The 13423-nt window shown below is 63.6% G+C and carries 14 protein-coding genes; 6 read left to right on the top strand and 8 right to left on the bottom strand.

Translation table 11 applies throughout. The features are described 5' to 3' along the window. Nucleotides 1–55 precede the first annotated feature (55 nt). The 5 genes from NCR40_RS19945 to NCR40_RS19925 all read right to left on the bottom strand — a co-directional run bounded on the left by NCR40_RS19945 (nucleotide 56) and on the right by NCR40_RS19925 (nucleotide 5786). Nucleotides 56–874 carry a formylmethanofuran dehydrogenase subunit C gene (locus NCR40_RS19945; RefSeq protein ID WP_250510421.1) on the bottom strand — a complete coding sequence of 273 codons (819 nt, stop codon included), beginning with the start codon at nucleotides 872–874 and terminating at the stop codon, nucleotides 56–58. Continuing rightward, nucleotides 871–1821, bottom strand: coding sequence for a formylmethanofuran--tetrahydromethanopterin N-formyltransferase (gene fhcD / locus NCR40_RS19940; RefSeq protein WP_250510420.1), 951 nt, complete (start codon nucleotides 1819–1821; stop codon nucleotides 871–873). Before fhcD ends, NCR40_RS19945 begins: the two co-directional genes overlap by 4 nt. Continuing rightward, the gene (locus tag NCR40_RS19935; protein WP_250510419.1) at nucleotides 1822–3525 is read right to left on the bottom strand and encodes a formylmethanofuran dehydrogenase subunit A; all 1704 of its coding nucleotides are present in this window, start codon (nucleotides 3523–3525) and stop codon (nucleotides 1822–1824) included. Continuing rightward, nucleotides 3522–4823 carry a molybdopterin-binding domain-containing protein gene (locus NCR40_RS19930; protein WP_250510487.1) on the bottom strand — a complete coding sequence of 434 codons (1302 nt, stop codon included), beginning with the start codon at nucleotides 4821–4823 and terminating at the stop codon, nucleotides 3522–3524. Before NCR40_RS19930 ends, NCR40_RS19935 begins: the two co-directional genes overlap by 4 nt. A gap of 234 nt (nucleotides 4824–5057) precedes the next feature. Next, a complete protein-coding gene (locus NCR40_RS19925) occupies nucleotides 5058–5786 on the bottom strand; it encodes a HisA/HisF-related TIM barrel protein (RefSeq protein WP_250467548.1) in 729 nt (242 codons plus the stop codon). Between the two features lie 13 nt (nucleotides 5787–5799). On the opposite strand from NCR40_RS19925, the gene NCR40_RS19920 reads away from it, so the two are divergent. The 3 genes from NCR40_RS19920 to NCR40_RS19910 all read left to right on the top strand — a co-directional run bounded on the left by NCR40_RS19920 (nucleotide 5800) and on the right by NCR40_RS19910 (nucleotide 8609). Next, the gene (locus tag NCR40_RS19920) at nucleotides 5800–6831 is read left to right on the top strand and encodes an ATP-grasp domain-containing protein (RefSeq protein WP_250510418.1); all 1032 of its coding nucleotides are present in this window, start codon (nucleotides 5800–5802) and stop codon (nucleotides 6829–6831) included. Next, nucleotides 6831–7931 (top strand): hydantoinase/oxoprolinase family protein, encoded by a 1101-nt coding sequence (locus NCR40_RS19915; protein WP_250510417.1) that lies wholly within the window; start codon nucleotides 6831–6833, stop codon nucleotides 7929–7931. Before NCR40_RS19920 ends, NCR40_RS19915 begins: the two co-directional genes overlap by 1 nt. A gap of 90 nt (nucleotides 7932–8021) precedes the next feature. Continuing rightward, entirely contained in the window at nucleotides 8022–8609 is a 588-nt protein-coding gene (locus tag NCR40_RS19910; RefSeq protein ID WP_244828824.1) for an amino acid kinase family protein, read from the top strand. Nucleotides 8610–8657: 48 nt separating this feature from the next. Here the strand turns inward: NCR40_RS19910 and NCR40_RS19905 are convergent, their stop codons facing one another. The 3 genes from NCR40_RS19905 to pqqA all read right to left on the bottom strand — a co-directional run bounded on the left by NCR40_RS19905 (nucleotide 8658) and on the right by pqqA (nucleotide 10148). After that, a complete protein-coding gene (locus NCR40_RS19905) occupies nucleotides 8658–9359 on the bottom strand; it encodes a (5-formylfuran-3-yl)methyl phosphate synthase (protein WP_250510416.1) in 702 nt (233 codons plus the stop codon). 33 nt (nucleotides 9360–9392) lie between these two features. Continuing rightward, a complete protein-coding gene (locus tag NCR40_RS19900) occupies nucleotides 9393–9977 on the bottom strand; it encodes a DUF447 domain-containing protein (RefSeq protein ID WP_250510415.1) in 585 nt (194 codons plus the stop codon). A 96-nt stretch (nucleotides 9978–10073) separates the two neighbouring features. Further along, nucleotides 10074–10148, bottom strand: coding sequence for a pyrroloquinoline quinone precursor peptide PqqA (pqqA, locus tag NCR40_RS19895; RefSeq protein ID WP_008354335.1), 75 nt, complete (start codon nucleotides 10146–10148; stop codon nucleotides 10074–10076). A 381-nt stretch (nucleotides 10149–10529) separates the two neighbouring features. On the opposite strand from pqqA, the gene NCR40_RS19890 reads away from it, so the two are divergent. From NCR40_RS19890 to cbbX, 3 genes are read left to right on the top strand one after another with little or no spacing between them, the layout of a single operon-like run. Then, a complete protein-coding gene (locus NCR40_RS19890) occupies nucleotides 10530–12020 on the top strand; it encodes a form I ribulose bisphosphate carboxylase large subunit (RefSeq protein WP_244828822.1) in 1491 nt (496 codons plus the stop codon). 28 nt (nucleotides 12021–12048) lie between these two features. Next, nucleotides 12049–12465, top strand: a complete 417-nt coding sequence (locus NCR40_RS19885; protein WP_244828821.1) for a ribulose bisphosphate carboxylase small subunit — start codon at nucleotides 12049–12051, stop codon at nucleotides 12463–12465. A 17-nt stretch (nucleotides 12466–12482) separates the two neighbouring features. Continuing rightward, nucleotides 12483–13418 carry a CbbX protein gene (gene cbbX / locus NCR40_RS19880; RefSeq protein ID WP_250467543.1) on the top strand — a complete coding sequence of 312 codons (936 nt, stop codon included), beginning with the start codon at nucleotides 12483–12485 and terminating at the stop codon, nucleotides 13416–13418. The last annotated feature ends 5 nt before the right edge of the window (nucleotides 13419–13423 follow it).

Below are 13423 nucleotides of genomic sequence, written 5' to 3'. Positions count from 1 at the left end.
GGAAGGGGTTCGGTCTCTTCGTAACAGGCCCACCGGGTCCATTCTTATCGTCTGCTTAACGCTTGGCGATCAGCAATTCCCCGCGTCCGTCGACAGCGAGATCGCCCGCGTAGCGTCGAGGCAACGCGCGCGAGTCGAGTGTCGCAAAAGGCGCCATCTCGCGGGCCAGCATGCGCGTGAAGAGCGCCCAGAAGACATCGAAGCCGTGACCGCCTTCGGTGAACGTCGGCGCAATGCGCGGCTCGTGAAATAGCACGAGCGTGCCGCGCCGCATGCCGTAGGCTACATGCGCGCCGGTCTTGCCTGCAATGCATACGCTGCCCGCTACCATGCGCGACGCCGCGAAGTCGCCTGCATTGCCGGCGACGAGCACGGTGCCTCGTCGCATACGGTCTGCAAGACGCGCGCCCGCGTTGCCGTGAATCACGAGCGTGCCGCCGCTCATGCCGTCCATGTCGCCGGCTAAAGCGCCTGCCGCGAAATCGCCTGTATTGCCGCGCACTTCGAGGCGACCGCCTTGCATCTCGCATGCAGTGAATGCGCCCGCGTTGCCATGAACGTGCAACGCACCGCCTGTCATGCCCATGCCCGCGTGATCGCCGGCATCGCCATGCACTTCGATCCTGCCTTCGGCGAGCTTCGCGCCGATGCGATCGAGCCAACGCGCATCGCCTTCGACGAGCAGGGACGGCGTATCTGCATCGGCTCTAGCGATGTCGAACAGTTCGCCAAGCGCGCAACGTTCACCCGCGCCCTGCAATTCCAGATGCGTCAATTCATCGGTGGATAAGGAAGCAAGCGCCGACGGTAGTAATGTCGATGCATCCACGCGAAAGCCCGGTGCACCTTTTACGCGCAATGTAATGGCGTTCATGCGCGGCTCCCGTCGATGCCCGCCGCCAATTCATGCAGCTTGAAGTGATACGGTCCGAGCTTGCCGCCATAGTTGCCTGCTGAAATGCGCAGCACGCCGCCCGCGCGGCCGATCGATGTTGCGGCTGCCATGCCCGCCGTCATCGCGGCGCCCACGTCCGCATCGGTCAATCCGTCGATGACTATCTCCAGCACGCAAGCCACGTCGCTCGTCAACTCGCTCTTCTTCGACAAGCCGACGAGCGTCGGGCAAAACGCATCGTTGGTCGATGCCGACGCGCCCGCGTACTTCGAGCCGATCTTCGAACCCGAGCGCACCACGCCGCCCGGAAACGGCGTGATGATGTTGGGCAAGCGATGCATCGCCGCGACCGCTGCCTCGGCCGCGGCAAGCGCGCTATTCAGGTCGCGCGCGAGCAACAGCAGATTGCCGCCGCCGACAGCCTTCACCGTCGCCGTGAATTCCTCGCAAACGAATTCGCCATCCATGACGGGCACGCGCCAGTAACGCGTGCCGTCGAGCATCTTCGAGATCTGATAGCCGTCGCCGAAAAAGCGCAAGCCTGCCCCGAGTGGCGCGTTGTCGGAGAGCGGCGCGCGGCTCGTCGCGGGATCGATGCCGCCATAAACCGCCGTCGTAGGACAGGTGAGCACGCACTGACCGACGCGCCGTGCAATCTGCTTGGCGAGTTCCTTCGACGATATCGCGAACATCAACACCGCGACGCCGGGCCTGCCGTCGGGCGTTTCATCGCCGTTCATGTCACGTTCGATGCCCGCCTCGCAGCCGCAATCGATCACGGAGGTCGCAAAGCCGGTCAACGAATTCGCCGCGTGGCGCGCCCACGTCGGCGTGTGCGCGGTGATGACAAGACGCGTCGCCTTCATCGGAAAGGCTTCGGCGAAGGTGTCGTCTATCTGTGTGTCGTTGATGCGAAGCGCGGTCATTCATCGACCCCCGCTTGCGTCGAAGCACGCGACCGGCAAGAGCCGTCCGCCATTGCAGCACGCGCAGATTTCGTCGTCGCCGATGGCTAGCTTCTCGAACTTGCTCGCGAGATTCGCTTCGGCGAATTCGCGCACGCGCTTTTCGATGGCGCGGTCGTATTCGGGCTGCACGTAATGAATGCCGCCCGTGGGCGTGGCGAGCAATGTGCCGTCCCGCGCGATCAGTTCGCCGTCCTTGAACACGAAGGCGGGTGACGTGAACATGCGTTCGCGGTCCGCGTCTTCACGATACACCGCGATATCCGCCGCCGCGCCTTCGCCGAGATGTCCGCGGTCCGTGAGCCCGAGCAGACGCGCGGGGCCGGCGCGCGTGATGATCGCGATATCGTAGAGCGAGAACTCGCGCTCGATGTTTCCAAGCGCGCTGGCGGTTTTGGCATCGGCGTGAAGCTTGGCAAGTTGTTCGTCGCGAAACGACTTGTCCATTAACAAGCGAATCAGATGCGGATAGCTCGTAAAAGGCGCGCCATTCGGATGATCGGTGGTCATCGACACTTGCCACGGATCGTTGACGAGCAAGAAGATTTCAAGGCCGATGATCCATTGCAGCGCATTCACGAAGCTCTCTTCGCGATAACGAAACGGCACGACGCCGCAGCCCGCATCGCATTCGATATCGCCCAGCACCCACTTGCGCGGATGCGCGAGCGGCGCGTTCTTGAACTGCATCATCGTGTCGCCGGAAGCGGTGACGGTCTGGCCGAACATGATCTGCCCGACGTCGATGGTCACGTTGGACCGTGCGTTGACCGCTTCGGCAATCGCGCGCGCGCCCGATGAAAACTTGCGCGGACCTTCCGTGCCGTAGCTATGAAACTGGATATGCGTGAGATGGATTGGCAGGCCTTCGGCGGCATCCATCGTCTTGATGGTCGATTCGAGATTGCCCGGCACGCCGAGATTGCTCGCATGCACATGCAAGGGATGCGGCACCCGCAACTCGGTCAGAGCGCGCGTGAGCGTGCGCAGCACTTCGCGTGGCGTGATGCCGTAATGCACGTGCTTTTCATCGACATCGAGCGAGCGCTGATTGAACTTGAACGCCGAGATGCCGCCCGGATTCACCACCTTCACGCCGAGCGCCTTGCTCGCGTTGACGGTCCAGCCCACGTAATCGCGCAGACGTTCGAACTCTTCCCGCGCGGCGAGCATCTGCAGGAACAGTTCGTCGTTGCCCATCATCACGTAGGCGCCGTGATCGATGATCGGTGTATCGCCCATTTCCAGATGCGCGTGGCGCGCGTTGGAGGCGATCATCGCGGGTTCGAACGCGGCCGTGTAGCCCATTTCCGCATAACGGTAGCCGGTGGCGAGCGTGCCGGGCGTGCATGTGCCGCATGAAGGCAGGCGCAGATAACGGCCTTCGTCGTCGTTGCGTCGCGTTGCGAGCGGATCGTTGCGATGATCCTCGGGCAATAGCAGCCGCGACAGATTCGTCTTGCCGCCGCCGATATGCGAATGCAGATCGATGCCGCCCGCCATCACCACCATGCCGCCCGCGTCGAAGTCGCGTTCGGGCGCGATGGATTCGCCCGCTGCATCCGCGACGATGCGGCCATCGCGGATATAGATGTCGCGCTTGTGCCCATCGACTTTGTTGACGGGGTCGAAGACCACGCCGCCGCGCAGACGCGTGAGGCTCATGACGGCCTCCCGGCTTGCGTCAGTTCGCGTACGATTGCCGCAACGGTGGGATAAGCGGCATCGCGCGCGGCAACAAGCGGCGCGATCACGGAACCGTCCACGCGAAACAAGTGCCCGCCACTGTCGATGCCCGGCGTGGCCACGGGGATGAACACGGTAGGCGCGCGACGCGTGCCGACAACCGTCGCACGATGGCCGAGGACGATGGCAGGCACATCATCGTCAAGCGATGCAGGTAGCGCTTCGGGCGCGAAGCTCGACACCCATAACAGCGCATCGATCTCGCCGCGGCTCGCAAGCGTCTCGGTGCGATAGCGCCATGAATCGTGATCGAGCGGCAAGCCGTAGGCCACGCGCGTGCGCAGCGGAAAACCCGAGAGCCATGTGACGGCCTGATTCACCGTGAGTGCGCCATCGTCGCCGCCAAGCGCAAGCGCGCCGGCACGCGTCGTCTTGTTGAGCGCCTTGACAATACGGCTCAACGCTTCGATGGCCAACGCCGCGTGCGGGCCCGGCAGCGCCGCCGGCTCATGGATGATGGCCGTGTATTTCGCGGCCAGAATGCGTTCGGTAAGCGCGGCGAGTTCGCTGGCGGCGCCCGTGTCGTCGTTCAGCGCTGCGGGCTTTCGGCCTTCCACCAGCGCGGACCATATGGCGAGCATGTCGAACGGTTCGGCGTTTTCCAGTCGCGCTTCGACACGCGCGCCCGCTGCGGGATCGACGCCGCACCCGACGAACACGATATCCACGCCGCGATCTTTGGCCGCGATGCGCTCGTAGAAACGCGGATAGCGCCGCGCCGGTTCGCACGCGACAACCACGATGAGGTCGGCACGCGAACGCACTTCCGAGAGCGTCGTGAAGAACGCGCCACGGTCCTGCAACGCGAGGTTCGCGGCGGCGAGGGCATCGCCGTGCAAGTGATCGAGTATCGCGCCGCTCTGGGCGGCGAGTTCATAGAGCGCGCGTGCGCCGGCTACGTCGGTTGCCAGTCCGCCAAAGAGCGGCCGTTTCGCCACGGACAGGATTTGCGCGGCACGCTGGAGCGCCGACGCGAGATCGGTGGCTTGCCCGTCTACCGTCGGCGGGCAGGGCACGCCGGGCGCGTCGAGCGCTGCAAGGGACGAGGCAAGCCGAGGGCAATCGGTGTTTGTCGCCGCGAGTTGTTGATCGCCGGTGAGCTTCAGCGAGATGTCGTCGCATAGCAATGGGCAGAACGGGCAGGTCCAGTTCCGTTGCCCTCTTTCCTCGGGCGACGACTGCGAAGCCGCGTTCGATGTTGTGGGAGATGCGTGCATGGGGCTGCAAAAGAGCAAGGTCCATGCCGATTTCACGCGGTGCTCCTGCGTGGTCGACAGGTCGCGCTGCCGATACTGCATTACCCACATCTGCAACGGCATTGTTCCGCAATGAAACACACTGTCACCCATGCACGCCCGGATGCAACAGCGGCATCCCGCACGCTTACAAAGCTCTGGCGTCGTGTTTGATGAGACATAACGGCGCGTGCCGCGCTTGGCATGGATATTGAGTCAACCTTCCGACGAACGGTGCTGGCCAAATAGCAAGGCCGCATCATGAAGCGCCGAAGCAACGAGCCAGGCCGCGGCGCCGCTGTGCTCCGCAACCACGAGATCATCACGATGACGAATGCCGCCCGCGCCGATGAGTTCGCGCGAACCCGCGAGCGCCTTCACTGCGGCGAACGTGGTCAAGTCCGGTCCCGCGCACGCGCCGACCTGATCGAGCGTCATGACGATGACGCGCGACGGCCACCAGTCGCTGCCCGATGGCGTCGACCCGAGCGCGCGGCCTGCGTGATAGTCGAGCGAGAGGATCGGGTCATGGTTTGCGGCAAGGGCTTCTTCGAGGGCGTTCGGATCGAGCAGGCTTTCGGTGCCGAATACAGGGACGACACGAGAACGGGAGGACGAGCGCCTGAATGAAGCGATGCGCTCGAACAAGGCCTGCATCGGCATGAAGCCGGTATAGCCTGCATCGAGCCAGATGGAAACGCCGTCGCCCAAAGCATCGCAAATGGCGGCTAGCACAGGCGCGTGATCGCCGCGCTCGAGGATCGCGCCGAGGTCCGCGATGTAGAGCGTGCGTGAGCCGGTCGCGTGGATCAGCGCGGTGGCGACATCGACGGGTGCGCTCGTCGTGCACAACGAGGACCGGATGGGCCGATAGCCTGAGCGTTCGCCGCGCACCGCGCGCACCGCGTGGCCGTCGAGCAGATCGAGAACGGGTATCACCTGCATGGATGGCTTTCCTTTGACCAAGATCTTTGTGTTCGAGTATCTCACTGGCGGCGGCATCGATCCCGATGTCGCGGGCGCGGGCAGTCTTGCGGACCTGAGCGCGCTGATCGTCGAGGGCCGCGTGATGCGCGACGCCATCGCAGCCGATCTGCGCGCGTTGCCGGGCATCGACGTGACCATCGCGAGTTCGCGCTTCGAGCATGTCGATGCCGCCTACGCGCACTGCAAGGCCGAGCCGGGCGAATCCGTCACGCGCTTCGTCGCCCGCATGGCGCGCGCCAACGACTACGCGTGCATCATCGCGCCGGAATGCGATGGTTTGCTGCTGCGTCTTTTCGATGCCGTGGGCGCCGCGCGCTGGCTTGGCTGCGCGAAGGAAACGATTCGCGCGGCATCGAGCAAGAGCGCGACGGCCGCTTGTCTCGCGGCGCGCGGCATCGCGGTCACGCCCGCACTCGATCCCGACGATGCATCGCCTGACGACGCACGCCGCTGGGTCGTCAAGCCAGATGACGGCGCAGGCGGCCTCGATACCTACGTCTACGACGAACTCGACGCCGCCCGCGCCGAATACCAAGCGCGCGCGGAAGCGGGCCGCAATCCCGTGCTTCAGGCGTGGGTCGATGGTGAACCGCTCAGCGTCTCGCTGATTTGCGACGACGAAGGCGCGCGCGTGGTCTCGATCAACCGCCAGAACATCGGGCTTTCGCATGCGGCCGGTAAGCACATCGTCCAGTTCGATGGCGTCGATGTAGACCGTATCGATCGGCATGGGCCGCAAGGGCGCGCGCTCGAACGGCTCGTGCTGCGTGTGGCGGAAGCGTTTCCGGGGCTGCGTGGCTTCGCGGGCATCGACGTTGTGTGGAACACGGCGCGCGGGCCCGTGGTCATCGAAGTGAACCCGCGTTTGACGGTTGCTTATGCAGGCTTGAGCCACGCGTTCTCGCGCAATCTCGCGGCGGAACTACTCGCGGCGCATCACGTCGCGGGCTTTGCGGATGAACGCGATTCGGGTCCGTTGCGCGCCTGTCAGGGAGCGTCCTGATGACGCATCGGCAAGCGCCGGTTTTCGGCTGGGACGTGGGTGGCGCGCACGTCAAGGTGTCGATGACGACTCGCGAGAGCGGACTCGCCGATGTCGCGCAATGGGCGTGTCCGTTGTGGCAGGGCATGACGCATCTCGAACGCGCCATCGATCACGTGTTCGAACGCTGGCCCGATGCCGCGCATGCTTCGGCGCGTCACGCGGTCACGATGACAGGCGAAATGGTCGATCTCTTCAGCGACCGCGCCGAGGGCGTGCGCACGCTCACGCGCACCCTTGCGCAGCGGCTCGGCCCGCGCACGCTGTTCTACGCGGGCGAAGCAGGCTGGCTCGCGCGCTCTGCCTGCGCGGATGGCTGGCGCAAGGTGGCATCGGCGAACTGGCTTGCGACCGCGCAATGGGTCGCGTCGTGCGTGCCGAATGCGGTGCTCGTCGATATCGGCAGCACGACCACGGACATCATTCCCATCGTGGCGGGACGCGTGGTTGCGCGCGGCTCGAACGACGCCGAGCGGCTCGTGAGCGGCGAGCTCGTTTATCAGGGTGTCGTGCGCACGCCCTTGTGCGGCGTTGCGCAACGTATCGCATTTCGTGGCGAGACCACCGGCGTGATGAACGAATGGTTCGCGACTTCCGCCGATGTGTATCGCCTGACCGGCGAACTGTGGCCGCAACACGATCAGCATGCAAGCGCCGACAACGGTCCGAAGACCGAGGCCGCGAGCCGCACGCGCATTGCGCGGATGATCGGCCGCGATGCAGCCGACGCGAGCGATGCCGAATGGCGCCGCTTCGCGCACGCGTGGCGCCACGAACAGTTGCGCACGCTCGAAACGAACCTTGCGCGCGTAAGTGCGCAGCATGAGGCGCTGGCTCGTGCACCGATCGTCGGTGCGGGCTGTGGGCGCTTTCTCGCCACGGCACTGGCGCGTCAGGAGGCGCGCGGTTATATCGATTTTGCGCGGCTGGCTGGTGTGGATGACAACGACACCGAGCGTGCCGAATGGGTTTCGACGTGCGCGCCGAGCGTGGCCGTGGGCTTGCTCGCGGCATCGGCGACGGAGCGTGCGACGGCGGGCAGCGTCATGGCATCGACGTGATGGACAGGCGACAAAGAAGAGCGGCGACGAACCGGGTGCGTGGCCCGGCGGCAGCATGAAAGCGGTCAATCTCGAACGAGGATAACGGCCATGTGGGTGGTGAAGATCGGGGGTAGCCTGAGTCACGACCCTGCGCTGCGCGAGTGGCTGACGCAGCTATGGGAAGTGGGTGGCGGGCGGGTCGTGATTGTTCCGGGCGGCGGCGATTTTGCCGATGCCGTGCGGCAGTATCAAAGCGAATGGCATTTCGATGACCTGGCGGCACACAACATGTGTCTGCTCGCCATGGCGCAGTACGCCATTCTCATGCAAGGCGTGGCGCCTGAGCTCGTGCTGGCGTCGAACGAGGAACGCATCCGGCGCGCATTGCGCGATGGCCGCGTGGCGGTGTGGGTGCCAACCGATCTCATGCGCTCCACGCCCGACTCGATGACCAACTGGGACACGACTTCCGACAGTCTCGCCGCATGGCTTTCCGCGAGACTCAATGCGGAGCGGCTGATGATCGTGAAGTCATGCGATGTCGAAGCGAACGCGCCCTTGGAGACGCTCGCAAACGAAGGCATCGTGGACAAGCGCTTTCCGGCCTATGTGCGCGATGCCAACTACGTCGTGGAGATTTTCAGCAAGGGCGATGTGAACGTCATGCGCGACAGGCTCTTGAATCTCGCTGTCTGATGCCTCGAATGCCCGGCGCTTTTATTCCAGGCGCCGGGAATGCATGCGTCAAAGCGTGAGCGCGCGTTCGCCGTGCAGCGCATTGACCCATCGCGTCACGCGCAGCGGATCGAGCCGTCCCGCGCGTCCGGTGTTCTCATCGCATAACGCGCCGCGAAAGCCCGCGATATCGGGCCTCAACGAACGGATGCGTTCGAGATCGCTCCATCCGAGCGAACCCGCGAGCGCGGTCATGCCGCCGCGTCTGCGCATGATGGCCATGCACTCCGCGAGCACGGTGACATCGACACAATCGAACAGCGTGCGTCCGTCCTTGTGAGCGGTATCGAAGACGATACCCACGAAGCCGAGTTGCACGGCAAGCGCCGCAAGCGAACGGTCCACGCCTTCGTCGGAGAGCAGCACGGGCACCACGGCCGCTGGCAAGCCCGCCAGATGACGCAAACATTCGACCGCACCGGGCCCGGCGTTCACGCCGACCTTCACGTAATCGACGCCCGCCGCGGCGACGTCGAGCACACGCGTGGTGATCTCATCGAGTGCGTCGTTGGGCAAGTCGCCGATAGTGGCGCTAATTGGCCGCACCGCGTAACGCGCGCGCAACGCGCCAACGATGCGCGCGATTTCATCGACATTCACACCGCCCAGCGCGCCCGCGCCCGGTTCCTTCAAATCGATCAGTTCCGCGCCTGCTTGCGCGGCATCGAATGCTTCATCGGCCGAGCGGACGCTCGCGAGCAATGCGGTCATGGTCAGACTCCAAGGGGGTGCTTCAGAGAGTAATCAGGAACCAAGGGCCGACGTGCTGAGCGCCCTGGCGCGATATTCGTCGATAGCCTGCAAGAGCCAGTTCCATGCCGTGCGTTCCGCATCGCCCGCGGTCTTGTCGATGGCAATGCGCAGATAAGCGATCTCGCTATCCACCTTCTCCGGCGGCAACATGAAAAGCCGGCTCACGAGCACCGCGCCTTCGACGACTGCCGCTTGAGCGCGATTGAAACCCGCGAACGGCGCATGCGTTTCGCGATAGACGCATTCCATGCGCAGTACGGGACGCGTCTCGTCCTCGCTCATATCGGCGAGTCGCAGTTCGGTATGCGCGAGCGTATCGGCAAGCCGCACGCTCGGCACCGCATTGGCTGGAACCGTGGGCCAGTCGCGCGCGATGCCGGTGACACAGCCAGCAAACACGCGCACGTCCGTCGTGACGTTGATGACGGCGCTGCGTGTGGCGATGACATTGTCGAGTGTGGTGGACGGCCTGAAAGGCGCAAGGATCGCGAGGCCGTCTTCGAAACGCACGCCCATGGGCGCGATGTGCGGCCGGCCATCGCTATTCGCTGTCGTGACGATGGTCTCGTAGATCATGGCGGCGCGTGTCGTTCGGTTGTGCGTAACCGCACGGGCGAGCCGCATCGTTCTTTGAACTTCGAGCGATGCAGCGCCGTGCGGGTTCATCCGCCTCTAGCGGGTGGCGATATACATCGTGATTTCAAAACCAAAACGCATATCGGTGAAGCTGGGCGTGGTCCATTGCATAGTCGATCCTCCAATAATGACGGTGGTTGCCTCGCTTGCACGTTTGACGGATGCATTCGTCACACAGCCGGGAGACGCCGGCGCGAATGGTTTACGCAAGCGTCATGCCATGCGTGCCGTGACGCCGGCAAATAGCACGGCCGGGCGGCAAAAGGCATTGCAAGCCGGCACTGTGACAAAAACGCAGCAAAGTGTTCCATCGGCGTGGCGAGGCTTCGCGAACGGGACAGTAGATAAGGGATTGCTTAGCCTCGTGCAAGTTAATCGTGAATTCCTTTCTGAAAGCCGCGAGCCTACTCTGCATTCACAGCAGGCGAACACAACAGCGCGGCGGGCGCCATCGAGCGAACGTCCTCTCATCTCCACTGTCGAGGAAACGTAATGAACGACTTCAACAAGGCTGCTGTAGAGGCAGCGCGCAATCCGTCCGATCCGCGCTCGCGTTATGCGGCCGGCGTCATGAAGTATCGCGAGATGGGTTACTGGCAGCCCGATTACGTGCCGAAGGATACGGATGTCATCGCGCTCTTTCGCATCACACCGCAAGCGGGTGTCGATCCTGAAGAAGCCGCGGCAGCCGTTGCGGGCGAATCGTCGACGGCGACGTGGACGGTGGTCTGGACCGACCGTCTCACCGCATGCGACATGTACCGCGCAAAGGCGTATCGCGTGGAACCCGTGCCCAATGCACGCGCCGACGATCCGCAATACTTCGCGTATATCGCTTACGACCTCGATCTGTTCGAGGAGGGGTCCGTGGCGAATCTCACGGCATCGATCATCGGCAACGTCTTTGGCTTCAAGCCTTTGAAGGCGCTGCGGCTCGAAGACATGCGCATTCCGGTTGCGTATTTGAAGACGTTTCAAGGGCCGCCGACGGGCATCGTCGTCGAGCGTGAACGGCTCGACAAATACGGACGCCCGTTGCTCGGCGCGACCGTCAAGCCCAAGCTCGGCCTCTCGGGCAAGAACTATGGACGCGTGGTCTATGAAGGTCTGAAGGGCGGCCTGGACTTTCTGAAAGACGACGAGAACATCAACTCGCAAGCCTTCATGCACTGGCGCGACCGCTACCTCTTCGCAATGGAAGCCGTGGCGCGCGCACAAGCCGAGACCGGCGAAGTGAAGGGCCACTATCTCAACGTCACCGCGGGCACGATGGAAGACATGTACGAACGCGCGGAGTTCGCCAAGGAACTCGGCTCGTGCATCGTGATGATCGATCTCGTGATCGGCTGGACCGCCATTCAGTCGATGTCGAAATGGGCGCGCAGAAACGACATGATTCTGCATCTGCATCGCGCGGGGCATGGCACTTATACGCGGCAACGCAATCACGGCATCTCGTTTCGCGTGATCGCGAAATGGTTGCGCATGGCGGGCGTCGATCATGCGCATGCGGGCACGGCGGTCGGCAAGCTCGAAGGCGATCCGCTCTCCGTGCAGGGCTATTACAACGTGCTGCGCGAGTCGCGTAACGAAGTGGACTTGTCGCGCGGCATCTTCTTCGATCAACCGTGGGCGGGTTTGCGCAAGGTCATGCCGGTGGCGTCGGGCGGCATTCATGCGGGACAGATGCATCAGTTGCTCGACCTCTTCGGCGACGACGCCATTCTGCAGTTCGGCGGCGGGACCATCGGGCATCCGCAAGGCATACAGGCGGGCGCCGTGGCGAATCGCGTGGCGCTCGAAGCGATGGTCAAGGCGCGCAATGAAGGGCGCGACATCGTCAACGAGGGCATGGACATTCTCGAAGCCGCCGCGCGCTGGTGCACGCCGCTCAAGGCCGCGCTCGATACGTGGCGCGACGTGACCTTCAACTATGCATCCACCGATACGCCCGACTACGCGGTGTCGGCGACGCCTGCCTGACGCATCTCATCTTCAAGGGAATCAGACCATGAAACTGACTCAGGGAACGTTCTCGTTTCTTCCTCCGCTGACCGATGAAGAAATCTCCTCGCAGATCAACTACGCGCTCGATCAGGGCTGGGCTTGTTCGGTGGAGTACACCGACGACCCGCATCCGCGCAATACGTACTGGGAGATGTGGGGCCTGCCCATGTTCGACCTGCACGATGCAGCAGGCGTGATGATGGAAGTCAACGCCTGCAGGAAGACGTATCCGCAGCAGTACATCAAGGTCAATGCGTTCGATTCGGTGCGCGGCTTCGAGACCATGCGGCTTTCGTTCATCGTCAACCGGCCATCCGACGAGAAGGGCTTCCGGCTCGAACGTCAGGACGTGCATGGCCGCGTGCAGCGCTACTCGATCCGCACGTATGCCACCGACAGACCCGCGGGCGATCGCTATTGAGCGAGGAGGCAGTCACCATGAGCGCAGAAGCCACGCTCGAAGAACGGTTGAGCCTAGAAGCGCAGCCGCGGCCCGGCGCCGACCTCATGGCGCTGTATCGCGAATCGCGCATCGGCGAAGTGCTGGCGGAGCTGGATCGCGACCTCATTGGCCTCGCGCCCGTGAAGACGCGCATCCGCGAGATCGCGGCGCATCTGCTGGTGGAGCGTGCGCGCGAAACGTTAGGCATCGCGTCCGGTGCGCCCACGCTGCATATGTGCTTCTCGGGTAACCCCGGCACGGGGAAGACGACCGTTGCCATGCGCATGGCGCAGGTCTTGCACAGACTCGGTTATATCCGCCGCAATCACCTGGTTTCGGTGACGCGCGACGATCTGGTCGGTCAATACATAGGACATACCGCGCCGAAGACGCGTGAAGTGCTCAAGCGCGCGATGGGTGGCGTGCTGTTCATCGATGAAGCGTATTACCTTTATCGCCCGGAGAACGAGCGCGATTACGGGCAGGAAGCGATCGAGATTCTGCTGCAGACCATGGAGAACCAGCGTGACGATCTCGTCGTGATTCTCGCGGGTTACGAAGGACGCATGGAGACGTTCTTTCAAAGCAATCCCGGCTTTCGTTCGCGCATTGCGCATCACATTGCGTTTCCCGACTATGCGCCCGACGAGCTCTTGCAGATCGCCGAGCACATGCTTTCGTCGATGCATTACCGCTTCGGCGGCGACGCGCGCCGCGCCTTCGAAGACTATCTTTCGCGCCGGATCGCGCTGCCGAATTTCGCCAACGCGCGTTCGGTACGCAATGCGCTCGACCGCGCGCGTCTGCGTCAGGCGAATCGCTTGTTTGCCGCGGCCGAACGCGGCAGCGGTCCCGCCGACGCTAACGCATTGATGCAGCTCGACGCGAGCGATATCCGCGCGAGCCGCGTGTTTGCCGAATCCCAACCCTAGAAGGA

Source organism: Caballeronia sp. GACF4, from assembly GCF_023631025.1.
Classification (GTDB): domain Bacteria; phylum Pseudomonadota; class Gammaproteobacteria; order Burkholderiales; family Burkholderiaceae; genus Caballeronia.
This window is presented reverse-complemented; position numbering and strand designations above follow the sequence as displayed.